The 24,432-nt window shown below is 54.0% G+C and carries 20 protein-coding genes and 1 tRNA gene; 13 read left to right on the plus strand and 8 right to left on the minus strand.

The window, feature by feature from the left end; all coding sequences use genetic code 11:
- Positions 1–38: 38 nt before the first annotated feature.
- The gene (gene rph / locus OGV82_RS03210; protein ID WP_012135779.1) at positions 39–755 is read right to left on the minus strand and encodes a ribonuclease PH; all 717 of its coding nucleotides are present in this window, start codon (positions 753–755) and stop codon (positions 39–41) included.
- A gap of 125 nt (positions 756–880) precedes the next feature.
- Between rph and OGV82_RS03215 the strand changes: the two genes are divergently transcribed.
- A complete protein-coding gene (locus OGV82_RS03215) occupies positions 881–1,744 on the plus strand; it encodes a YicC/YloC family endoribonuclease (protein ID WP_012135780.1) in 864 nt (287 codons plus the stop codon).
- Between the two features lie 257 nt (positions 1,745–2,001).
- Positions 2,002–2,619: a trimeric intracellular cation channel family protein gene (locus tag OGV82_RS03220; RefSeq protein ID WP_047460236.1), complete on the plus strand. Its 618-nt coding sequence runs from the start codon at positions 2,002–2,004 to the stop codon at positions 2,617–2,619.
- Here OGV82_RS03220 and ligB read toward each other — a convergent pair.
- Entirely contained in the window at positions 2,616–4,298 is a 1,683-nt protein-coding gene (ligB, locus tag OGV82_RS03225; protein ID WP_101744163.1) for an NAD-dependent DNA ligase LigB, read from the minus strand. The two genes, OGV82_RS03220 and ligB, sit on opposite strands and share 4 nt — an antisense overlap.
- A 256-nt stretch (positions 4,299–4,554) precedes the next feature.
- Between ligB and gmk the strand changes: the two genes are divergently transcribed.
- The 8 genes from gmk to OGV82_RS03265 all read left to right on the plus strand — a co-directional run bounded on the left by gmk (position 4,555) and on the right by OGV82_RS03265 (position 14,088).
- Entirely contained in the window at positions 4,555–5,178 is a 624-nt protein-coding gene (gmk, locus tag OGV82_RS03230; RefSeq protein ID WP_012135783.1) for a guanylate kinase, read from the plus strand.
- 54 nt (positions 5,179–5,232) lie between these two features.
- Entirely contained in the window at positions 5,233–5,508 is a 276-nt protein-coding gene (gene rpoZ, locus OGV82_RS03235; RefSeq protein ID WP_000135058.1) for a DNA-directed RNA polymerase subunit omega, read from the plus strand.
- 18 nt (positions 5,509–5,526) lie between these two features.
- The gene (gene spoT, locus OGV82_RS03240) at positions 5,527–7,638 is read left to right on the plus strand and encodes a bifunctional GTP diphosphokinase/guanosine-3',5'-bis pyrophosphate 3'-pyrophosphohydrolase (RefSeq protein ID WP_012135784.1); all 2,112 of its coding nucleotides are present in this window, start codon (positions 5,527–5,529) and stop codon (positions 7,636–7,638) included.
- Positions 7,639–7,642: 4 nt separating this feature from the next.
- Positions 7,643–8,332 carry a tRNA (guanosine(18)-2'-O)-methyltransferase TrmH gene (gene trmH, locus OGV82_RS03245; protein ID WP_049011031.1) on the plus strand — a complete coding sequence of 230 codons (690 nt, stop codon included), beginning with the start codon at positions 7,643–7,645 and terminating at the stop codon, positions 8,330–8,332.
- A gap of 4 nt (positions 8,333–8,336) precedes the next feature.
- On the plus strand, positions 8,337–10,418 hold the full coding sequence (gene recG / locus OGV82_RS03250; RefSeq protein WP_101744162.1) for an ATP-dependent DNA helicase RecG: 2,082 nt from the start codon (positions 8,337–8,339) through the stop codon (positions 10,416–10,418).
- Between the two features lie 103 nt (positions 10,419–10,521).
- The gene (gene xanP, locus OGV82_RS03255) at positions 10,522–11,913 is read left to right on the plus strand and encodes a xanthine/proton symporter XanP (protein ID WP_024131065.1); all 1,392 of its coding nucleotides are present in this window, start codon (positions 10,522–10,524) and stop codon (positions 11,911–11,913) included.
- A gap of 121 nt (positions 11,914–12,034) precedes the next feature.
- Entirely contained in the window at positions 12,035–13,744 is a 1,710-nt protein-coding gene (locus OGV82_RS03260; protein ID WP_101744161.1) for an AsmA family protein, read from the plus strand.
- Between the two features lie 249 nt (positions 13,745–13,993).
- Positions 13,994–14,088, plus strand: a tRNA-Sec gene (locus OGV82_RS03265).
- A gap of 284 nt (positions 14,089–14,372) precedes the next feature.
- Here OGV82_RS03265 and OGV82_RS03270 read toward each other — a convergent pair.
- Positions 14,373–15,281 (minus strand): LysR family transcriptional regulator, encoded by a 909-nt coding sequence (locus tag OGV82_RS03270; protein WP_047460215.1) that lies wholly within the window; start codon positions 15,279–15,281, stop codon positions 14,373–14,375.
- A 111-nt stretch (positions 15,282–15,392) separates the two neighbouring features.
- Between OGV82_RS03270 and OGV82_RS03275 the strand changes: the two genes are divergently transcribed.
- From OGV82_RS03275 to OGV82_RS03285, 3 genes are all read left to right on the plus strand, one after another.
- Positions 15,393–16,400, plus strand: a complete 1,008-nt coding sequence (locus OGV82_RS03275) for a zinc-binding alcohol dehydrogenase family protein (RefSeq protein WP_047460212.1) — start codon at positions 15,393–15,395, stop codon at positions 16,398–16,400.
- Between the two features lie 127 nt (positions 16,401–16,527).
- Positions 16,528–17,616, plus strand: a complete 1,089-nt coding sequence (locus OGV82_RS03280) for an AAA family ATPase (RefSeq protein WP_047460209.1) — start codon at positions 16,528–16,530, stop codon at positions 17,614–17,616.
- A 93-nt stretch (positions 17,617–17,709) separates the two neighbouring features.
- Positions 17,710–18,612: a carboxylate/amino acid/amine transporter gene (locus tag OGV82_RS03285; RefSeq protein WP_024131066.1), complete on the plus strand. Its 903-nt coding sequence runs from the start codon at positions 17,710–17,712 to the stop codon at positions 18,610–18,612.
- Between the two features lie 44 nt (positions 18,613–18,656).
- Here the strand turns inward: OGV82_RS03285 and OGV82_RS03290 are convergent, their stop codons facing one another.
- The 5 genes from OGV82_RS03290 to OGV82_RS03310 all read right to left on the minus strand — a co-directional run bounded on the left by OGV82_RS03290 (position 18,657) and on the right by OGV82_RS03310 (position 24,415).
- Positions 18,657–19,295 (minus strand): helix-turn-helix domain-containing protein, encoded by a 639-nt coding sequence (locus OGV82_RS03290; RefSeq protein WP_012135796.1) that lies wholly within the window; start codon positions 19,293–19,295, stop codon positions 18,657–18,659.
- 16 nt (positions 19,296–19,311) lie between these two features.
- Positions 19,312–20,043, minus strand: coding sequence for a fimbrial biogenesis chaperone (locus tag OGV82_RS03295; protein ID WP_052194435.1), 732 nt, complete (start codon positions 20,041–20,043; stop codon positions 19,312–19,314).
- A gap of 10 nt (positions 20,044–20,053) precedes the next feature.
- Entirely contained in the window at positions 20,054–21,139 is a 1,086-nt protein-coding gene (locus OGV82_RS03300) for a fimbrial protein (RefSeq protein WP_049008083.1), read from the minus strand.
- 14 nt (positions 21,140–21,153) lie between these two features.
- Positions 21,154–23,574, minus strand: a complete 2,421-nt coding sequence (locus tag OGV82_RS03305) for a fimbria/pilus outer membrane usher protein (RefSeq protein WP_223849112.1) — start codon at positions 23,572–23,574, stop codon at positions 21,154–21,156.
- Positions 23,575–23,668: 94 nt separating this feature from the next.
- Positions 23,669–24,415: a fimbria/pilus periplasmic chaperone gene (locus tag OGV82_RS03310; RefSeq protein WP_049008079.1), complete on the minus strand. Its 747-nt coding sequence runs from the start codon at positions 24,413–24,415 to the stop codon at positions 23,669–23,671.
- Positions 24,416–24,432 lie beyond the last annotated feature (17 nt).

Consider the following 24,432-nt stretch of genomic DNA (forward strand, 5'->3'; position numbering starts at 1 on the left):
ACAGACAAAAAAAAGGCGACTCGCTGGTCGCCTTAAAATCAATTTTCTAACGCCGCTTTCTGCGTCGCTACAATGGATTCGATTCCCCCTCGGGCTAATGCCAACAAGGTAAGGAGTTCTTCGTGACTGAACGGCTCGCCTTCTGCCGTTCCCTGCACTTCAATAATTCGACCGTCTTCGGTCATTACCACGTTCATATCGGTTTCAGCCGCGGAGTCTTCAACGTACTCCAGATCGCAGAGCGCTTCACCATTCACGATGCCGACGGAAACCGCAGCCACCATCCCTTTCATCGGGTTGGTTTTCAGCTTACCGTTCGCGACCAGCTTGTTCAGCGCATCGGCCAGCGCAACACAAGCCCCGGAGATAGATGCAGTACGCGTACCGCCGTCCGCCTGGATCACATCGCAATCCAGAGTGATAGTAAACTCGCCAAGCGTTTTAAGATCGACAGCAGCGCGCAGCGCGCGGGCGATCAGACGCTGGATTTCCATCGTGCGGCCGCCCTGCTTGCCTTTCGCCGCTTCACGCGCGTTACGGGTATGCGTAGCGCGTGGCAACATGCCATATTCTGCGGTGATCCACCCCTGGCCCTGCCCTTTCAAAAAGCGCGGTACGCCTTCTTCGATGGATGCCGTGCACAGCACTTTGGTATCTCCAAATTCGACCAGCACCGAGCCTTCAGCGTGTTTTGTATAGTTACGGGTCAGGGTTACGGGACGCACCTGATTAGCGCTACGGCCTGCTGGACGCATATTGAGATCTCCGGCTTGAAACGAATGTGGCTGCGCATTATACGGACTTCCGGCGGTTATTCCTATCCTGACAAGGCATGGATGGCTATAATCCTTCCATCTCTCCTTTAAAAACAGGAACGTCTATGATCCGCAGTATGACCGCCTACGCCCGGCGTGAAATCAAGGGTGAATGGGGTAGCGCTACCTGGGAAATGCGCTCGGTAAACCAGCGTTATCTGGAAACGTATTTTCGTCTGCCGGAACAGTTCCGTAGCCTTGAACCTGTTGTACGCGAACGCATTCGTACACGCCTGACGCGCGGAAAAATCGAATGTACTTTACGCTTTGAACCCGATGCCAGCGCGCAAGGCGAACTCATTCTGAATGAGAAGCTGGCAAAGCAGCTCGTTGCCTCTGCGAACTGGGTCAAAATGCAGAGCGATGAAGGGGAAATCAACCCGGTAGATATCCTGCGTTGGCCGGGCGTCATGGCCGCCCAGGAACAGGATCTGGACGCGATTGCCGCAGAGATCCTCGCCGCGCTGGACGGGACGCTGGATGACTTCATTGTCGCCCGGGAAACCGAAGGTCAGGCTTTGAAAGCGCTGATTGAGCAGCGTCTGGAAGGCGTCAGCGCTGAGGTAGTGAAAGTCCGCGCCCATATGCCGGAAATCCTGCAATGGCAGCGCGAACGTCTGGTAGCAAAACTGGAAGACGCACAGGTACAACTGGAAAATAACCGTCTGGAGCAAGAGCTGGTGCTGATGGCGCAGCGCATTGACGTGGCGGAAGAACTGGATCGTCTGGACGCGCACGTCAAAGAAACCTACAACATCCTGAAGAAAAAAGAGGCGGTTGGCCGTCGTCTGGACTTTATGATGCAGGAGTTCAACCGCGAGTCGAACACGCTGGCCTCCAAATCCATCAATGCTGATGTCACCAATTCTGCAATTGAGCTGAAAGTATTGATCGAGCAAATGCGCGAACAGATTCAGAACATCGAGTAAACCTCATTCCCACGTAGCCCGTCGCGATGCGATGGTGCTACGTGCTTTCTTTACACTCCGTACCTCCCTCGCCACTCTCGGATTACTTTTTCTTATCCATTTTCTAATCCATTAAAAATGAATAACGCATAAATAGCGGATGAATCGCAATATCCGCATAAACTATAGTTATCAAAATTGCTTCACCTTAGAAAATCTCAATCGTGATATTACGCACAAATCGTTAGTCTCTGCCCTCAGTAAACCAGGGGGAAGACATGCTGTTACACGTTCTCTACTTAATTGGCATTACTGCCGAAGCCATGACCGGGGCGCTTGCTGCGGGTCGACGCCGCATGGATACATTTGGCGTTATTATCATTGCCACCGCGACAGCAATTGGCGGCGGTTCCGTACGCGATATTCTGCTCGGTCACTATCCGCTTGGTTGGGTACAGCACCCTGAGTACGTGATTATTGTCGCTTCTGCTGCGGTTCTGACGACGATCGTCGCCCCTGTAATGCCTTACCTACGCAAACTGTTCCTTGTACTTGATGCGCTGGGCTTAGTGGTCTTTTCTATTATCGGCGCTCAGGTTGCGCTGGATATGGGGCATAGCCCGGTCATCGCTATTGTGGCGGCTGTCATTACCGGCGTATTTGGCGGCGTATTGCGTGACATGTTCTGCAAACGTATTCCGCTGGTCTTCCAGAAAGAGCTGTATGCTGGTGTTTCCTTTGCGTCTGCCGTGTTGTACATCGCGCTACAACACTACGTATCCAACCACGATGTCGTGGTTATCTCCACGCTGGTTTTTGGCTTTACCGCTCGCTTGCTGGCGCTGCGTCTCAAACTTGGCCTGCCGGTGTTTTACTATCGCCACGAAGGTCACTAAGGGCTAAAGCCGTTAATATGCCGGGCAGCCAGCCAGTTGCCCAGTGCCCGTATTTCCGGGTTATCCCGCCACTGGATGACCCGCCTGGCGCGCCCCTCCCCTGTCGCCGGAAGCTGTTGCCAGTATTCTGCCGTGCGTGCCAGTAACGGCCCCCATGAACGATCGCCGCTGGCCTTAAGCGCCCCCTGCGTTAACGGTATGCCCATCGCCATCACCCAGCGGATAAATGGCCGATGCCGCACCAGGTTAAACTGATGCCACAACTGCTTGCTTTTTTCTTTACTAAACCCAGGTGTCGCCTGTAGTTGTTCCTGCGTTAACGCGAGCCAGGAGAAAATATGCTCGAAACGATGCGCCTGGTGAAGCACACGCCATCCTGCTTCCCCCATCCCGTCAACCTCCAGCGCCTCCTTCGACCCCAGCCAGACCAGCCTGGCGATGAACTGCTCCTGGCATACCTCAGTCGCATAAAAACAGGTTAATGCGTTATAGCGATTCCCCGGCGGTGCGGGCTTATCCCGTTGAGTGCTACGCCAGACAACCTTATCAATACGCGGAATCCCCTGTCCGGCAAGGCTGACAAGAATGTGGTCACCTGGCACAATGTCCCACTCCTCCCAGCGCCTGACAGACCCTACATTCACACGCTTCACCCGTTTATCATCCAGCATCACTGGCGCAAGCGACGCCACAACCGAGATTTTCCCGCTCTTGCCGACAGCAAACTGAACCCCGGTGACTTCAGCTACTTTTGCGACCGGAGGATACTTCCAGGCAACCAGCCAGTCTCCCTGCCCGGGCATCCAGTGTCTGGCCTCAGGTTCTTTACCCGTTCTTACCACGACTCCATCGGTAACGAACGGTAATCCCGTTGTCCACCATGCTGTACGCACGCGTTCAACATCATCAGCGCTTTTCACCGGTTGAGAATATTGTTGTGCAAAGCCAAATCCTGCCCCGGACAGTTGACGCAAGCGCTCAGGCATCGTTGCCGGGCCATCAGGCCATGCCCAGATGAAAACAGACAGCGACTGGAGCGACGAGGTGTTATTCTGGCGCATCATCATTCCGGCGACCTTCGAGCGGGCATTCATTCCTCCCATTTGTCGCTGAATATGGTTGTCGCGCAGCAAAAAAATCTCACCCTGCAACGTGCTATTGGCAAGCGCGCCTTTTGTGCTTTGCGGTACTGCGGGTATTAAACGCACCTTCTGCGTCCAGTCCTCGCCTTTAAGCCCGCTTCCCCGGCTAATCGCGCTGACCAGGCGCCCATCCCGGTATACGAGAGTAACCGCCACTCCATCCACTTTCGGTTGCACCCACAAATCGCTGCGCTTACGCATCCACTGCTGCACCGCCTGTTTGTCCGCAAGCTTTCGCACACCCGTATGCGGAACAGGATGGGGCAATGAGCCGCTCACTGGCGGCGCCAGTTCTGCCCCGGTATCACCGCCAAAGCAGCGTTGCCATTGCACCAATTGCGCGCTGAGCTGATCGTAAACACTATCGTCTACCGCACTAACCCCCTGCTGCCAGTAACTGTCGTTCCACTGGGCGAGCTGCTGCTGTAGCCGGGCGATTTCGTCATTCGCTCTGGCTGGCGACCAGTCAGGGCAAGCCGCCCATACCGGGAAATGCCACAGCAACAGACTCAGCACGATACTTTTCCCTCTTCTCATCAGTACCTCCGCTGTAGATTGCGGGCCAGGTATAACGCGGGGCGTCATCAAAACCGAGAGGCAAAAAGCGATCGTGCGAACACGCTTCCAGACATTTTCATTGATTGCAGTAACTACACGGTAAATCAGGAAACAGGTACGCAAAACGCAATAAACTGACGCAAAAAGTGTGACAAAGGCTACGTCACATAGCGGCGACGTGTATAATAAGCTCGTATGTAGGCTCTCTTTCGATAATCACATACATAAGATACTCATGGCTCAAGGCACGCTTTATATTGTTTCTGCCCCCAGTGGCGCGGGTAAATCCAGCCTGATTCAGGCGTTGTTAAAAACCCAACCGTTGTATGACACCCAGGTTTCTGTTTCACACACCACGCGCGCACCGCGTCCGGGTGAAGTGCATGGCGAGCATTATTTCTTTGTCGATCATCATGAGTTCAAAACCATGATTGGCAGAGATGCGTTTCTGGAGCACGCTGAAGTGTTTGGTAACTATTACGGCACATCGCGTGAAACCATTGAGCAAGTGCTGGCAACGGGTGTGGATGTTTTTCTGGATATCGACTGGCAGGGCGCACAGCAAATTCGTGAGAAGATGCCGCAAGCGCGCAGTATCTTTATTTTACCGCCGTCCAAAATTGAGCTGGACCGCCGCCTTCGCGGGCGCGGTCAGGATAGCGAAGAAGTAATCGCAAAACGTATGGCGCAAGCTGTTGCAGAAATGAGCCATTACGCCGAATATGATTACCTTATTGTGAATGATGATTTCGACACCGCCCTGGGCGATCTGAAAACCATTATTCGCGCCGAACGTCTGCGCATGAGCCGCCAAAAGCAGCGTCATGACGCTTTAATCAGCAAACTGTTGGCAGACTGAACCCACTTTCAGTATTATGCCCAGTCATTTCTTCACCTGTGGAGCATTTTAAATATGGCACGCGTAACTGTTCAGGACGCTGTAGAGAAAATTGGTAACCGTTTTGACCTGGTACTGGTCGCCGCGCGTCGCGCTCGTCAGATGCAGGTAGGCGGCAAGGATCCGCTTGTACCGGAAGAAAACGATAAAACTACCGTAATCGCGCTGCGCGAAATCGAAGAAGGTCTGATCAACAACCAGATCCTCGACGTCCGTGAGCGCCAGGAACAGCAAGAGCAGGAAGCCGCTGAATTACAAGCCGTTACCGCTATTGCTGAAGGCCGTCGTTAATCACAAAGCGGGTCGCCCTTGTATCTGTTTGAAAGCCTGAATCAACTGATTCAAAACTACCTGCCTGAAGACCAGATAAAACGTCTTCAGCAGGCGTATCTCGTTGCACGTGACGCTCACGAGGGTCAGACACGTTCAAGCGGTGAACCCTATATCACGCACCCGGTTGCGGTAGCCTGTATTCTGGCCGAGATGAAACTCGACTATGAAACGCTGATGGCTGCGCTGCTGCATGACGTGATTGAAGATACTCCTGCGACCTACCAGGACATGGAACAGCTTTTTGGTAAAAGCGTTGCAGAGCTGGTAGAAGGGGTATCCAAGCTTGATAAGCTTAAGTTCCGCGATAAGAAAGAAGCGCAGGCTGAAAACTTTCGCAAGATGATTATGGCGATGGTGCAGGATATCCGCGTCATTCTCATCAAACTTGCCGACCGCACTCACAACATGCGCACGCTGGGCTCATTACGCCCGGATAAACGTCGCCGCATCGCCCGTGAAACCCTTGAGATCTACAGTCCGCTGGCGCACCGTTTAGGTATTCATCACATTAAAACCGAGCTGGAAGAGCTGGGTTTTGAAGCGCTGTACCCAAACCGCTATCGCGTGATTAAAGAAGTGGTAAAAGCCGCTCGCGGCAACCGCAAAGAGATGATTCAAAAAATCCTCTCTGAGATCGAAGGACGTTTGCAGGAAGCAGGCATTCCGTGTCGCGTGAGCGGGCGTGAAAAGCATTTGTACTCTATCTACTGCAAAATGGTGCTCAAAGAGCAGCGTTTTCACTCCATCATGGACATCTACGCCTTTCGCGTGATCGTACATGATGCCGATACCTGCTATCGCGTACTCGGCCAGATGCACAGCCTGTATAAGCCGCGTCCGGGGCGCGTAAAAGACTATATCGCCATTCCAAAAGCGAACGGCTATCAGTCTTTACACACTTCGATGATCGGCCCGCACGGCGTTCCGGTTGAGGTACAGATCCGTACCGAAGACATGGACCAGATGGCGGAAATGGGGGTTGCGGCGCACTGGGCTTATAAAGAGCACGGTGAAACCAGCACCACCGCGCAAATCCGCGCTCAGCGCTGGATGCAAAGCCTGCTGGAGCTGCAACAGAGCGCCGGTAGCTCGTTTGAATTTATCGAGAGCGTTAAATCCGATCTCTTCCCGGATGAGATTTACGTTTTCACACCGGAAGGGCGCATTGTTGAGCTGCCTGCCGGTGCCACGCCGGTCGACTTCGCCTATGCCGTACATACCGATATCGGTCATGCCTGCGTAGGCGCGCGCGTCGACAGGCAGCCATACCCACTGTCACAGCCGCTTACCAGCGGTCAGACCGTCGAAATTATTACCGCCCCTGGCGCACGCCCGAATGCGGCATGGCTTAACTTTGTCGTCAGCTCAAAAGCTCGCGCCAAAATTCGCCAGTTGCTGAAGAACCTCAAGCGTGATGATTCCGTCAGCCTGGGGCGCCGTCTGCTCAACCATGCCCTCGGCGGCAGCCGTAAACTGGCTGAAATCCCGCAGGAGAACATCCAGCGCGAACTGGAGCGTATGAAGCTCGCAACGCTGGACGATCTGCTGGCGGAAATTGGTCTGGGCAATGCGATGAGCGTGGTGGTGGCGAAAAATCTTCAGCAAGGCGAAGCCGCCGCACCAGCCACAACGCAGTCCAATCATGGGCATTTGCCGATTAAAGGCGCGGATGGCGTGCTGATCACCTTTGCGAAGTGCTGCCGCCCGATCCCAGGCGACCCGATCATTGCGCACGTCAGCCCAGGTAAAGGGTTAGTGATCCACCATGAATCCTGCCGCAACATCCGTGGTTACCAGAAAGAGCCAGAGAAGTTTATGGCTGTGGAATGGGACAAAGAGACGGAGCAGGAGTTCATCACCGAAATTAAGGTGGATATGTTTAACCACCAGGGGGCGCTGGCCAACCTGACGGCGGCAATCAACACGACGACCTCCAATATTCAGAGTCTGAATACGGAAGAAAAGGATGGTCGCGTCTATAGCGCCTTTATTCGCCTCACCGCGCGCGATCGCGTGCATCTGGCGAATATCATGCGCAAAATCCGCGTGATGCCGGACGTGATAAAAGTCACCCGTAACCGAAACTAGTTTTATGAACTTACAGCGTTATGCGCGTATCTGCGAGATGCTCGCCAGGCGTCAGCCTGATCTGACGGTCTGCATGGAGCAGGTCCACAAACCTCATAATGTCTCGGCGATCATTCGCACCGCCGACGCAGTAGGCGTACACGAAGTTCACGCCGTCTGGCCGGGCAGCCGTATGCGCACCATGGCGTCGGCGGCAGCGGGCAGCAATAGCTGGGTACAGGTGAAAACCCACCGTACCATCGGCGATGCGGTCAGCCACTTGAAGGGCCGGGGCATGCAGGTTCTGGCGACTCATCTCTCTGATAAAGCGGTTGATTTCCGCGAAATCGATTACACGCGCCCAACCTGCATCCTGATGGGGCAGGAGAAAACCGGCATCACCCAGGAAGCCTTAGACCTTGCAGATCAGGACATCATCATCCCGATGATCGGCATGGTGCAGTCACTTAACGTTTCCGTCGCTTCCGCTCTGATTCTCTACGAAGCGCAGCGCCAGCGGCAGAACGCAGGCATGTACCTGCGTGAAAACAGCATGCTGCCGGAAGACGAACAGCAGCGCCTGCTGTTTGAGGGTGGCTATCCGGTGCTGGCGAAAGTCGCTAAGCGCAAGGGCCTGCCCTACCCTCACGTAAACATGCAGGGTGAGATCGAGGCCGACGCCGCCTGGTGGTCCACGATGCAGGCGGCAGGGTAATCACATGAAAGGCCGTTTGCTGGATGCCATCCCGCTCAATTCCCTGACCGGCGTTGGCGCAGCGCAAAGCAGCAAACTGGCGAAAATTGGCCTGCACACCGTGCAGGACCTCCTGTTGCACCTTCCCCTGCGTTATGAAGATCGCACCCATCTTTACCCGATTGGCGAACTGCTGCCGGGCATTTACGCCACTGTTGAAGGCGAAGTGCTGAACTGCAATATCACCTTCGGCGGTCGCAGGATGATGACCTGCCAGATTAGCGACGGCTCCGGCATTCTCACCATGCGCTTTTTCAACTTCAGCGCGGCAATGAAAAACAGCCTGGCGACCGGGCGGCGCGTACTGGCCTATGGTGAAGCCAAACGCGGGAAGTACGGCGCGGAGATGATTCACCCTGAATACCGCGTGCAGGGCGATCTCAGCACGCCGGAGCTTCAGGAAACGCTCACGCCCGTTTATCCGACCACCGAAGGCATTAAGCAAGCCACGCTGCGTAAGCTCACCGACCAGGCGCTGGACCTGCTTGATACCTGCGCCATTGCCGAGCTTCTGCCGCCTGAACTTGCGCAAGGAATGATGAGCCTGCCGGAAGCCTTGCGCACGCTGCATCGCCCACCACCGTCGCTACAGCTTAGCGATCTGGAAACCGGGCAGCATCCGGCGCAGCGACGCCTGATTCTGGAAGAACTACTGGCGCATAACCTGAGCATGCTGGCGCTGCGTGCCGGCGCGCAGCGTTTTCACGCCCAGCCGCTTAGCGCGAACGATTCACTGAAGAATCAGTTACTGGCCGCATTGCCGTTCAAACCAACGGGTGCGCAGGCGCGCGTGGTGGCGGAGATAGAACGCGACATGGCGCTCGATGTGCCAATGATGCGTCTGGTGCAGGGCGACGTCGGTTCCGGTAAAACGCTGGTCGCCGCACTGGCTGCGCTACGCGCCATTGCTCATGGCAAACAGGTGGCATTGATGGCGCCGACAGAACTACTGGCCGAGCAGCATGCCAGTAACTTCCGCAACTGGTTTGCACCGCTTGGTATTGAAGTGGGTTGGCTGGCAGGTAAACAGAAGGGAAAAGCGCGCCTGGCGCAGCAGGAAGCCATCGCCAGCGGGCAGGTACAGATGGTGGTCGGTACCCACGCGATTTTCCAGGAGCAGGTGCAATTTAATGGGCTGGCGCTGGTAATTATCGATGAACAGCACCGCTTCGGCGTCCATCAACGCCTGGCACTGTGGGAAAAAGGTCAGCAGCAGGGGTTCCACCCGCATCAGTTAATCATGACCGCAACGCCGATCCCCCGCACCCTGGCAATGACCGCCTATGCCGATCTCGATACCTCCGTGATTGATGAGCTACCGCCGGGTCGCACACCTGTCACTACCGTTGCCATCCCGGACACCCGTCGTAGCGATATTATCGATCGCGTCCGCAATGCCTGTACCCAGGAAGGCCGCCAGGCATACTGGGTCTGTACGTTGATTGAAGAGTCGGATTTGTTAGAAGCCCAGGCTGCGGAAGCGACATGGGAAGAGCTCAGGCTCGCCTTACCGGAGTTGAAGATTGGTCTGGTTCATGGGCGAATGAAACCCGCAGAGAAGCAGGCGGTGATGGCGGCCTTTAAGCAGGGTGAGCTGCACCTGCTGGTCGCAACAACGGTGATTGAAGTCGGGGTGGATGTCCCCAACGCCAGCCTGATGATTATCGAAAACCCGGAACGGTTAGGTCTGGCACAATTACACCAGTTGCGTGGGCGCGTGGGCCGTGGCGCGGTGGCCTCCCATTGCGTACTGCTCTACAAATCACCGCTCTCGAAAACCGCGCAGAAGCGCCTTCAGGTCTTACGGGACAGCAACGACGGCTTTGTGATTGCGCAAAAGGATTTAGAGATTCGCGGCCCCGGTGAACTGCTGGGCACGCGTCAGACGGGTAACGCCGAGTTCAAAGTGGCGGATTTGCTGCGCGATCAGGCCATTATCCCGGATGTTCAACGCATCGCCCGTCACATTCACGAACATTATCCGCAACAGGCAACCGCCCTGATTGAACGCTGGATGCCCGAAACCGAGCGTTATTCCAACGCCTGATAACCCCTGCCCGAGACCGTTTGTAAAATTTATAAATGCAATCGTTTGCTTTTACCATCTGGTCAGATAAAATCACCGCTTTTCCACCATGGGATTGCCTCTGATGTCTGTTAACACCGTCGAGTCGGCAAATGCGCAACCGGTTGCGCAGACGCAAAACAGCGAACTGATTTACCGTCTTGAAGATCGCCCGCCGCTCCCTCAAACCCTGTTTGCCGCCTGTCAGCACCTGCTGGCAATGTTCGTCGCGGTCATCACGCCAGCGCTGTTAATCTGCCAGGCGCTCGGTTTACCGGCACAAGATACTCAACACATTATCAGTATGTCGCTGTTCGCCTCCGGTGTGGCCTCAATTATTCAAATCAAAGCATGGGGGCCGGTCGGTTCAGGGTTGTTATCTATTCAGGGAACCAGTTTTAACTTCGTCGCCCCGCTGATTATGGGCGGCACCGCGCTGAAAACCGGCGGAGCGGACGTCCCCACCATGATGGCAGCGCTATTCGGCACGCTGATGCTGGCAAGCTGCACCGAGATGGTTCTCTCCCGCATACTGCATCTGGCGCGCCGCATTATCACACCGCTGGTCTCCGGCGTGGTGGTGATGATTATCGGTCTGTCGCTGATCCAGGTGGGTTTAACATCCATTGGCGGCGGCTATGCCGCAATGAGCGACAACACCTTTGGCGCGCCCAAAAACCTGATGCTGGCAGGCGTTGTACTGGCGCTGATCATCCTGCTTAACCGCCAGCGCAACCCCTACCTGCGCGTGGCCTCGCTGGTGATCGCGATGGCGGCGGGCTATCTGCTGGCCTGGTTTATGGGAATGCTGCCGGAAAATACCACACCGGCAACACAAGACTTAATCATGGTGCCCACGCCGCTGTACTACGGTCTGGGCATTGACTGGAACCTACTGCTGCCGCTGATGCTGGTCTTTATGATCACCTCACTGGAGACCATCGGCGATATCACCGCCACCTCCGATGTCTCCGAGCAGCCGGTCTCCGGGCCGCTGTATATGAAGCGCCTGAAAGGCGGCGTGCTGGCTAACGGCCTGAACTCTTTTGTTTCCGCCGTGTTCAATACCTTCCCCAACTCCTGTTTCGGGCAGAATAACGGCGTGATTCAGTTGACCGGCGTGGCCAGCCGCTATGTCGGCTTTGTGGTAGCGCTGATGCTGATCCTGCTCGGCCTGTTCCCGGCGGTAAGCGGCTTTGTGCAGCACATTCCTGAACCGGTGCTCGGCGGCGCCACGCTGGTGATGTTCGGCACCATCGCCGCTTCCGGCGTGCGTATCGTCTCCCGTGAACCGCTGAACCGCCGCGCTATCCTGATTATCGCGCTGTCGCTGGCTGTCGGCCTGGGCGTTTCTCAGCAGCCGCTGATCCTGCAATTTGCGCCAGACTGGGTGAAAAACCTGCTCTCCTCCGGCATTGCCGCTGGGGGCATCACCGCTATCGTTCTGAACCTGATTTTCCCGCCAGAGAAGCCGTAAGCGAAATGCGGCGATGATCGACAATCATCGCCGCTGTAACGCTCTTTCACCATTCCCGCCTTGAGGATTGCGCGTAAATCGTGCATAACTCAGATGTGTGCACTTCGCGGGATGGAAGACCATGAAATTTATTGGAAAGCTGATTCTCTACATATTGATTGCCCTTTTGGTGGTGATCTTCGGCCTCTATTTTCTGCTGCAAACCCGCTGGGGCGCGGAGCATGTAAGCGCCTGGATATCAGAGAACAGCGGGTACAGCCTGACATTTGATGTCATGGATCACCGCTTTTCCGCACCGTCCCACGTTTTGCTTGAGAACGTCACGTTTGGCCGGGATGGCCAGCCCGCCACGTTAGTCGCGAAAACGGTGGATATCGGCCTGAGCAGTCGCCAGATAACCGATCCCCTGCACGTCGACGCCATCCTGTTGCAGGACGGCACGCTCAATATCTCCCCGCAGACCGCACCGCTTCCTGTTCAGGCTGACCGCCTGCAATTACAGAACATGGCGCTTAACAGCCCGGGCGGTGAGTGGAACCTGAGCGCTCAGCGCGTTAACGGCGGCGTGGTTCCCTGGCGTCCCGAAGCGGGCAAGGTATTGGGGAATAAGGCGCAGATCCAGCTCAGCGCCGGTTCGCTCACGCTGAATGATGTTCCCGCGACCAACGTGCTGATTGAAGGCAGCATTGATAAGGAACAGGTAATCTTAAGCAACATTGGCGCAGACATTGCGCGCGGCGCCTTAACCGGCGTGGCGCGACGCAACGCGGACGGCAGTTGGGTGGTGGAAAATCTGCGTCTGAACGACATCCGGCTGCAAAGCGATAAATCGCTGACCGACTTTTTTGCCCCGCTTACCGCTATCCCGTCTCTGCAAATTGGCCGTCTTGAAGTGACCGATGCCCGCCTGCAAGGCCCGGACTGGGCAGTAACCGACCTCGATCTCAGTTTGCGCAACCTGACGTTCAGCAAAGATGACTGGCAGACGCAAGAGGGCAAACTGTCGATGAATGCCAGCGAATTCATCTACGGTTCACTGCATTTCTTCGATCCCATTCTGAATGCCGAATTCTCACCGCAGGGCATTGCGCTACGCCAGTTCACGACCCGCTGGGAAGGCGGTATGGTCAGAACATCCGGCAACTGGCTGCGTAATGGCAAAGCGCTAATCCTCGACGATGCCGCCATTGCCGGGCTGGAATACACGCTGCCGGAAAACTGGAAGCAGCAGTGGATGAAACCTCTGCCTGGCTGGTTAAACAGCCTGACGCTGAAAAAATTCAGCGCCAGTCGCAACCTGGTGATTGATATCGACCCGGCTTTCCCGTGGCAGCTCACCGCGCTGGATGGTTATGGCGCGAATCTGGGACTGGTGCAGAACCATCAATGGGGCGTATGGAGCGGGAACGCAACGCTTAACGCGGCAGCCGCGACGTTTAACCGTGTGGACGTGCGTCGCCCCTCCCTGGCGCTGGCGGCAAACAGCAGCACAGTTAACATCAACGAGCTGAGCGCATTTACGGAGAAAGGGCTGTTAGAAGCCACGGCCAGCGTTTCACAACTCCCCCAGCGCCAGACAAAAGTCAGCCTGAACGGACGCGGCGTGCCAATGAACGTCTTGCAGCAATGGGGATGGCCTGCGCTGCCCATTTCCGGCGACGGCAACATCCAGCTTACCGCCAGCGGTAATATCCAGGCGGACGCCCCACTGAAGCCAACGGTAAACGGCCAGTTGCACGCAGTAAACGCCGATAAACAGCAGGTGACGCAAATAATGCGGGCAGGCGTTGTGTCAGGAGCGGAAGTCACGCAACCACAGCCTGCGCAATAATGTGTTTTGCCCGGTGGCGCTACGCGTACCGGGCCTGTGACAGGTTTTCTCACGAAACGTCGCATGGACGCTATGTGAACTCATAATTCCCAAAAGATATGAAAACAGGTAACTCATGGATTTTGTGAAGATTTATATGAAATCGATCATAGTAAGGCGAAAGGCTGATGAAAAAAGTGAGTGGGGGGATGTGGAAACCTTGAGAAAGTAGCTATAATGCGCCCCGCCTCCATGTAGCAATGTGGGCGCGGAAGATCGTCGTCTCCGGTGAGGCGGCTGGACTTCAAATCCAGTTGGGGCCGCCAGCGGTCCCGGGCAGGTTCGACTCCTGTGATCTTCCGCCAAAGTTCCTCACTCTTCCCCTGGGTCTTAAGCCAATTCCTCAAACTCATTCCTTCATTGCGACCTGATCTTTAAATGCCCTCGCCCACTATCAAGAAATCGATCATAGCTGTATCGTCCTGACGGCCTGGAGCGAACGGGAGAAAACATTGCCTGGTGAACTAAAAGAAGCACAACCGCAGTTAAAAGGGATTAAGAGCGCGCTGATTCCCCTTGTCATATTGTGCGCCGGATGGCGCTTACGCTTATCCGGCCTACAAAATACAAACGGCAACGCATATCGCCTTCACATCGGGGGGAGTTCCAGCCTTTCGCAGCGCGCTTTTACCGCTTCGTGCAGCAGGCGGACTGCCGTCGAAAGCTGTTTGCGGTGCGGGCAGATCATGTTCAGCGGGACTTTCTCTCCCTGATAATCTGGCATCAGGCGCTGCAATCGCCCGTCACGCACATCTTCAGAGACATCAAGCCAGGATTTATACGCCATCCCCTCACCGGCGATAGCCAGCCGCCGGATAACTTCAGCATCATCGCTCATCATGGTGCCGTTGACCTGTACGCTGCTGACGTCACCGTTGCGGATGAACGTCCAGCGGTCATGCAGGCGTCCGCGCAAGACGAACGTTAACGCATTCAGATTCGCTAAATCATCGGGATGACGTGGATCGCCGTGTTGCGCGACCCAGTCCGGCGAAGCCACCAGCACACGCCGGTTATCGGGGGAGACGGGCAGCGCGATGTAAGAAGCATCTTCCGTATTACCGTAACGGAACGCGACATCAACCGGATCTTTAAATACATCGGCGACCTGATCGGAGAAAAACACCCGCAGGCGCAACGCAGGGTGGCGATGGCGAAACGACTGGAATACCGGGAGCAGTAAATTGCGCCCAAGATCGGAGGGCACGGCGATTTGCAGCGTACCGGAGATCTCATCTTCCGGCGTCTGAATTTTTTGCAACCCGGCGTGCATCACCTCAAGCATCTGCCTGGCGTAGGGCAACCAGACCTCGCCTTCCGGCGTCAGCCGTAAGCTGCGGGTCGAGCGTGCGAACAGGCGAATGTTTAACGTAGACTCCAGCCGTTTGATGGCGGAACTGACCTGGGCAGGCTGTACCCCGGCTTCCCGCGCCGCATCGCTAAAACTGTTTAGCGCCGCCGCGCGAACAAACAACGTGAGATCTTCAAGCCGGAACATTTTCACTCCCCGAATATAAGTCCTGTCGTCGTGAGGCTATTTTTCCCGTTCTGCTGGCGGTTTACCATCGAATTATACAAACGATAAACCTGTTCCCACACCGGAGACGTTATGAAAGCCATCGCAATTACCCGCGCCGCGCCAGAAGGCAGCAATATTGAGTTTTTACAGGACATTGACCTCCCTGTTCCGGTCGCCGCCGGACATGACCTGCTGGTTGAGGTGAAAGCCATCTCCGTTAACCCGGTCGATACCAAAGTACGCGCGGGTTTTAACGCAGAGACCCCGCGCGTGCTGGGCTGGGATGCCGCAGGCGTAGTGAAATCAGTCGGCGAGGCAGTGACATTGTTCGCACCGGGGGATGAAGTCTGGTATGCCGGCGCGTTGGGCCGTCCGGGAAGCAACAGCGAGTTCCAGCTTGTTGATGAGCGCATCGTCGCGTTGAAACCCAAAACGCTGGATAATGCCGCCGCCGCAGCGCTGCCGCTGACCTCGATCACCGCATGGGAAATGTTGTTTGACCGCCTCGGCGTTGAAGAAGGCGGCAACGAAGGGGATACGTTGCTGATTGTCGGCGCCGCAGGCGGCGTGGGCTCCATCCTGACGCAGCTGGCCCGCAAACTCACCCGACTGACGGTGATCGGCACCGCGTCGCGCCCGGAAAGCCAGAAATGGGTACGCGAAGCCGGTGCGCATTATGTTATCGACCATAGCAAACCGCTGACGGAAGAGCTGGCGCGAATCGGCATCAACGCGGTGACGCACGTCGCCAGCCTGACCCACACTGATAAGCATTACCCGCAGCTCATCGAAGCCCTGGCGCCGCAGGGTAAGCTGGCGCTGATAGACGATCCAGCAACGCTCGACGCACGACCGCTGAAAACAAAGAGTATTTCGCTGCACTGGGAGTTTATGTTTACCCGCTCAATGTTTGAAACCGACGACATGATCGCCCAGCATCAGCTACTGACCCGCGTGGCGCAGCTCATTGATGCTAAGGTGATTCACACCACGCTGGGCGAGCATTACGGAGCCATCAACGCGGCGAATATTCAGAAAGCGCACGCACAGCTTGAAACGGGCCGCTCCGTCGGCAAGATTGTGCTGGAAGGCTTCTGATAAGCCCCCCAGGGGCGAGAAAGTCGCCCCTGCTTTTTTATACGCCGCGTAAAACTATATGAACGGGTTGTCTCTTCCGGGACGAAATCGCTATGCTTGCCGCATCGCCCCTCTACCGCTAACGCCCATGATCAAAACGCTGCACATCGAAAACTACCGCTCGATTCGCCATCAGTCTCTGGAACTGGAACAGCTCAATATCGTCTTCGGCCCTAACGGCACCGGAAAGTCGAATATCTATAAGGCGATTCACCTGATGCACAGTGCGGCGCAGGGGCAGTTCTCACAGGCGCTGGCGAACGAAGGCGGTATTCTGAAGGTATTCTGGGCCGGGAAAACGCGCAGCGACCAGCTGCGGCGCATGACTCTGGCGGTAGAAACAGAAACCTATGAATACGAGTTACAGGTAGGGTTTGTCGAGAAGCTCCCCTACCCGTCGCAGTTCGATCTCGACCCGGTCATCAAAGAGGAGTCTGTCTGGTTGAGCGGGCACGCTCGCCGCCCCTCCTCACAGTTGATGAAACGTAAAAACCAGGTCGTATTCCTCAATAATATCCATCACGAGAAAGTCACCCATAGCGGCACGCTGTATGAGAACGAGTCGGTATTCGGCCAGTTGGGAGAGCCACACCTCTACCCGGAGGTGTCGCAGATGCGAGAAATGCTGCGCAACTGGCGCTTTTATCATGAGTTTTCAGTCTCGTCTGGTTCTGCGATTCGTGTTCCGCAGGTGGGATTCCGCTCACCGGTTCTGGCCAGCGACGGAGCAAACCTGGCGGCAGCGTTCCAGACAATCGTCGAGATTGGCGATGAACTGCTGCTGATGCGGATTCTCGATCGGGCATTTCCCGGTTGCGTGTTCTACAGCGATAACAGCGGCGGTCGCTTTCGCCTGATGATGAAACGTGAAGGGTTGACCCGTCCGCTGGAACCTGCGGAGTTCTCGGATGGCACGCTACGTTTCCTGTGCCTGGCCGTAGCGCTGTTAAGCCCGCGACCGCCAGCTTTTATCGCGCTCAACGAACCGGAAAACAGCCTGCATCCGCAGATGTTGCCCGCCCTCGCCCAACTGATCGCCGAAGCCAGCCGCCATTCGCAAATCTGGCTCACCAGTCATTCGCCTGAACTGGCCAATCTGATCGAGAAACATGCCGCGTTTTCGCTGTATCAACTGACGATGGAGGACGGTGAAACACAGCTTACCCGACTGTCGTAAAAGTGGGCGATGCTAACGCCCGTCTCGTTTGTGCCGCCATCTCTGCTATGATGCCTGCACATAAAAAAGACAAAACACCATGTTGAGGAAAAAATGGGGTCCACCAGAAGAGGGATGCTGAACGTCCTGATTGCCGCCGTATTATGGGGAAGTTCAGGGGTTTGCGCGCAGTACATTATGGAACAAAGCCAGATGTCGTCGCAGTTTCTGACCATGACGCGTCTGATATTCGCCGGGTTGATTCTGCTGATGCTCTCGTTTGTTCACGGCGACAAAGTATTTTCCATTTTCAAAAACCGCCAGGACGCCCTAAGCCTGCTGTTCTTTTCCATCATGGGAGCGCTTACCGTACAGCTCACCTTCCTGCTCACCATTGAGAAATCCAATGCCGCCACCGCAACGGTGCTGCAATTTTTATCGCCGACGATTATCGTGGCGTGGTTCTCGCTGGTACGGAAAGCGCGCCCCGGCATTCTGGTGCTGACGGCCATTCTCACCTCTCTTATTGGCACCTTTTTGCTGGTAACACACGGTAATCCGACATCGCTGTCTATCTCGCCTGCCGCGCTATTCTGGGGGATTGCCTCCGCGTTTGCCGCAGCGTTTTATACAACCTGGCCCTCTACGCTGATCGCGCGTTACGGCACGCTTCCTGTCGTTGGCTGGAGCATGTTGATCGGCGGCGTGATATTGCTGCCCTTCTATGCCGGGCAGGGAACGGATTTTGTGGTCAGCGGCAGCCTGATTCTGGCGTTTTTCTATCTGGTGGTCATCGGCACATCGCTGACTTTCAGTCTGTATCTGAAAGGGGCGCAAATGATTGGCGGGCCGAAAGCGAGCATTCTGAGCTGCGCGGAACCGCTAAGCAGCGCGTTGTTATCGCTGCTGTTGCTGGGCATCAGCTTCACCCTGCCGGACTGGCTTGGTACATTGCTGATCCTCTCGTCGGTGGTGCTGATTTCAATGGATTCCCGCCGTCGCGCCCGGGCGGCATAAGGCAAAAGAGTGGACTCCAATAATCTGGTCCACTCTTTTATCGCTTATAATGTCGCGTTAATGTTTATTAGCCTTTTGTATAATCTGCAATTTTTCTGGTCGATAAGCTTACGCGTCAGCGCCCAGCGCTCCCGATAAACCAGTTTATCGCTCACATTTAATTCCAGTGCGATTTCTTTAACCGACATGCCTTGTAAGAGATGAAACACAATTTGCTGCTCACGCAGCGTGAACAAGAAACTACTTGAACGGCATTTTCTATTGCCATTAATCACCGCATTACAATGCACCATGAAAGCATCCATGCGCTCCCTGACCGCCGTAAGGCCATGCAGTCCGGCGACCGAAAGAAAAGAGGTATGGTCAGGGTTATACATATCGACAAAAAAGAGTATATGATTAAAACGCATTCGCTTTATCTCTTCCCCTTTTGCCGAGAGGGTAATATCGTGTTCGAGCGTGCGACTGCGTTGTTTATACGTCGCATCAAACCGCAATGAAAACGGAATAAAATTACTGTACTTATCGATCAGGTGAAAGGGTATATCTTCATTAAGCCCCATTTTCAATCCTGATTCATGCAGGGCATCTTCAAAAAGTGTATGAATGGCAATACCATCATAAATATTTTTCGTCAGGTAAATAAATTTAAAACGTAAGGATGAAGGGTTAAAATTAAGCATAACGTTATCCTTCGCATTAGTAGTTATAGGTATTGATCACGCCATAATCATCAATCCATGAGAGTGTTTTGACTGTGCCCTCCCCTTTTGTGTTTTTGGGTAAAACAACCGTTTTAGTTGACAATGGTGCCCAAAGACCATCATCAGGTAATTGCTTTATTTCTGTACCGTCATTCAACGTAAGATCCATTAATGTTACGTACAAAGGTGAGTTATTCTTTACTAACAGGCAGCGTTTTCCTCCACAATCAGATAAAGAGATGTGTAATTCTTTTATACTTTCCTCAAGGGTGATTGCTGCCAGTGCAGTGGGCCGCCAGAATAACTTCACCCGAGTACGAAAAGCGACCTGTAGCGCGCCCTTCTCCGCTTTACTATCAGCCACAGGAGGGACTTCCAGCGTGTTCAGCCAGAATAAAGATTCTCTGTCAGCAGGTAATGTATGCTGGTCGCCAGTAAACTGTACCCGCACCGCCCGGGATGTTTTTCCTTCAAGCCGAAAAATCGGAGGTAAAATGATAAACGGTGTTTTAATCTCCTCGGGACGATCAAAAATATTGTCTTTTTCAGTCCACAACTGCAATAAAACGGGTTTCAGCCCTTCATTGTAAATAGTAAATGATGTTTCGCGCGCCTTTTCATTAATTATCACTCGCGTGTAATTAATATACGTTGCCGACATAGCCGATGACGGCAATAAAAGTAAAATCAGGAAGTGGTTCAGAACATATTTTAGCCGTTTCGCCATGCCCCCTCCTCTATTTATAGACAAGGGTGAATGTCACTGCACCTCTGACATCGCCAGAAGAGACATTTGCCGCAGTCTGATATAAACCGGCACGCAGTGGCACGGTATAATTCGCATTGTCCTGAGCCGGATCATAATCCGTCAGGAGATATGCCGTATTAAACGACAGAGGGATATTCTGATCGTCCAACAACTGGATACCCACGCCGCTCGCCGTTGAGGTGCTCGCCAGCGCAAAAACACCGTTGGCGTTATCAATAATGGCCGTGGTCGGCGTAAACAAATAGCTGATGCTCGATAACCCTGCCGGGCATTTTGTAAAGTTCAGATTAAAATCAGTACGCGCAGCGGTATAACCTATACCACTAAAATCCGTTCGGCTAACAGCCGGTAAATTAACCGTGACATCCGACGTCGTACAGGTTCCCCCGGTGGTGGATATTATCAGCCCTCCCGCCAGAAAATCAGCGATCATATAGGTGCCGCTGCCAACAGACGTACTGCCCCCGTATGTCTGGTAGTGTCGCATATACATCGGGTCAAAGACGGAAGTGCTGCCTGCGGTTAACGATGTCGAGGTTTTTACAAAACGGATTTGGACATCCACGCCGAGATTCCATGAACTTCCATCGCCTGTCACCGTAAATAACTGCGAAGGCGTCTGCTGCCCTCCGGTCGCAATAGTAAGAGGATACCAGTCGCTGGTTTGCCCTTTTACCGTATAGCGCCAGCGAGCGATATACCCCAACCCGGTTTTTACCGTCGTGTTATAGACAGTATACGTTTGCCCATCGACCTGGGTAGTTCCCCAAACGGTGTAGGGGGGATACCCCTGTACCGCCATCGGGATGGCGTAGCTTTGATAATTGGTACGATGAGAGCAGGTCCATGCCGTCGGGTTGTAAGAGGTCGCCCAGGTCCCTAATAAATCGCCTACGGCAGCATCTTTACCCACCTGTACGGTCGTAGAGTCAAAGTACTGGTAGTAGCCATTGGTACGCTCACAGTTCACCCACGTCCCGTCCGCTCGCGCCACGCCGCACATCGCCGCCAGTGCCAGAAAAGAGAGGGCAATGCCCGTTACGATAGTTTTCATCTTTCACTCCTTAATTACTGGCATACCGCATCAGCCCGACGTAAGTCGGCGACATCTGCGCTTTTCTGCTCTGATAAGCGGTAACTGAACTGGCACTCCTGACCCGATCCACTACCCCATTTCACGCGCAATTTGCCCGCCAGATTCTTAACGCGCGCAAAACTTTGCCCACCCTGGGCGATGTAACCGACAGTATTGCCGCTCTCATCGACCACATCGGCGCCAAAAGGCAGCACATCACCGGCATGGCGGAGAGTGAAAAGCACGGAATACCCTGTATCCGTGGCGTATTTCATCAACACCACGGCGCCTGCGGTAGGGACGCTGTTCTGGCTGGTGACGTCCAGGGAGATGTCATTCGATAGCCCCCGAGGATCGAGCTCAATCGTGTTCTGGCGATAGGGTGAGAGGTAAGGCACTGCGGCATTACCATTGCGGTTAAGGCTAAGGCTGCTGTTGTTTGCCACCTTTGCGCCTCCCGCATGTTCCGCTTCAATGACCGCCATGGTGTCCCCCATGATCGGCGTCAACACAACGCCATTTTGCCAGGCGACAACACCGCCAGAGAGGTTCATGCCGTATTGCTGGTAGCCCTGGCCTGCTGAGAAACTGCCGCCCATGCTGGTCCACGGCGAAGTCCAGTTACCACTGACGCCGCCCGTGGTTTTATTGCTGCTATGGTCGTAGTCATCCTGATTGACGAACGCGCCCCAGTTATACTGACGGTTCTCCCCGGAGGTGCCGGCGATTGAGTTTTGCAGCCCCCGATGCCCGCTTTCCTGAACATAGGTGGTACTGAGATAAGCCGAGCGCGCGCTGTTCCCTAACGGCAGGGAAATCCCTATCGCGATTTTGTTATCCCATTTGTCTTTCACTAAATCGCGGGTACGGCTGGCGTTGAGGTTAAAATTGAACCACTTGAACGCATTGGTGTAACCCAACTGATACTCGGTATCACGCCCGCTTTTGTTCCAGTAATCCTGAGTGCTGGCACTGAGATTAATGCTCCCAAGCGTCTCGGAAATAGTTTGCGTTGCGCTGAGTTGCAGACGATTCTTGCGGTTAATGCTGCTGGAATAAGCCCCTTTATTTGTCCGCTCTAAATCACGCATCAACATCGCATCGTCAATATCGTAATAACCGGAGCTGGAATAGCGATAGCTCGCCAGGGTGATATTGGTATCAACGACGGGCAGAATCCTGGCAAATGAAAAGCGGATGCTCTGGCCTTCACGTTTACTGTTATCCGCAAGCGTCGTTCGCGCATGCGTTATGTCAGCAGAAAGCGCGCCAATGAGCGTATTGAGCGCGACGCCACCTGCGACCGATTGATAATCCTCCCCGCCCATCGCACCGGTGTAAGTGGTCAGTAAGTTAGTAAAACCATGACGGAATGTCCCCATCGCAATCTGTGGTTTCTCATTCACGGAGGTATTCCGATAGCGCCCCGCCATCAGCGAATAGCGACTGGTTCCCGGACGGAGCAGTTCAGCGATGGAAGCATAGGTCACGGTAAAACTGTGCTCACTCCCATCTGCCTCTTTAATCGTTACCAGCAGATCGCCGCCGGTGCCATTGGGATACAGGTCATCAATACGGAACGCGCCAGGCGGAACCGTCGTTTGATAGATACGCGCGCCGCGCTGACTCACGCTGACGAGTGCGTTGGTGTTTGCAACACCAGTAATGACTGGCGCATAGCCTCGCTGGGAATCCTCATACATACGATCGTCAGAAGTCAGCATTACGCCCCGAAAACCAACGCTGTCGAAGACCTGGCCATCCGTGGTGGAATCACCCATCACCAGTTTGCTGCGCAGCGGAATAATGCCGCGCTCAAGATAAGTGCTGGTTGAGTCATAATGCCAACCCTGATCGTTGTTCCAGTTGAAAACACCGCGATAGCGTAAGCGCCAGGCATCCCAATTGAGCCCTCCCATCAGGCTCAGATACTGAGATGACATAGAGTCCGTTCCAGACATCTCTGCATGCCATGCGTTGTAATCATATTGCAACGTCGCAGCAGGAATACCGTTATCCCATAATTCAGGATTAACATAGCCGCGAACCTGGCGAAGCAGCCATATCTGAGGCGCCTGCACATTGATGCGCTGTGTCGTCACATCGTAATAAGCTGTTAAATCAGAAGATATATCACCAATACGCACACAACTTTCATTATTCTTTAACGACTGGCGCAGCATTGGATCAATTTTATCAATATCGATTCCCAGCGTTGATATCAGCTTCAGCGTAAAACACGGTTTGGCTACCACGGCATTGCTTTTATCATTTTCGAACTTAACTTCACCACGCCCTCGCCATTTGTCGTTCACATACAGATCGACATTATATTGTCCCTGCGGAACCGGGTTTCCCTGAGAATAGTTGCTAACATCAATCGCTGAGCGTAAAAAATCACTATTAAATTGCACTTCATCATTTTCAGCGAAGGCAACCTGAACAGAAATAAAAGATAAAACAACGAATTGAGCAATGCGGGTTAATCTCAGAGGACAAGAAATAACGTTATGGGCTACTTTGTAATTTTTGCTCATTTGTTGTTTCTCCACCATAATCATTTATTACACTGTAAAAAACTGAAGCACCGCTCAATTGAGTCGATTTTTTATTAGCGAGCGGGAATACTATTTCGCTTTTCGGCTTCACCATACGTTGGGGGAAGTTTTCTACAGCAGCTAATACAGCTGACCCTGTTGTTCGACGAATCTCAACCTTGCTGAAAGTGATGTAATAGGGAGAGTCGTTTACTACTTTTATGTTGTTCCCTTGCTGGTATATTTTTAATTCTTTATAAGACTGTAATGGTGTTGGTTGCAGATTATCCGGGCGATAGAATAATTTTATTCGGGTACGAAATGCCAATTGCATATGCGTTTTGCCCGACGTTGAATCCTGTGCTTTTGGCGGAATTTCCAGCATGTTGAACCAAAACAAGGACTCCCTGTCCTGCGGCAATGACGGGTTCGTCGCCATGATTCGCACAGCTTGCCCTTTCGCCGGATCAATACGAACAACGGGAGGAGCAATGAGGAACGGAACCGTGATCTCCCCAGGCTTTGCATTTGGGTTACCATCATCCATCCATATTTGTAAAAGATAAGGATTATTCCCCCGGTTTTTTAACTGTACCGTTGATTCCTTGTCTTTTGCATTAAATACAATGCGTGTTCCGTTAATCACAACGTCAGCCATAGCGTTCAGTGAGAACGCCGAAAATAACAATACCAGCCCGGAAGATAATATCTTTAACATCTCATCACCTCATAATC

Origin of the sequence: Citrobacter sp. CK191 (assembly GCF_030333435.1) — a bacterium.
Taxonomy (GTDB): Bacteria; Pseudomonadota; Gammaproteobacteria; order Enterobacterales; family Enterobacteriaceae; genus Citrobacter_B; species Citrobacter_B koseri.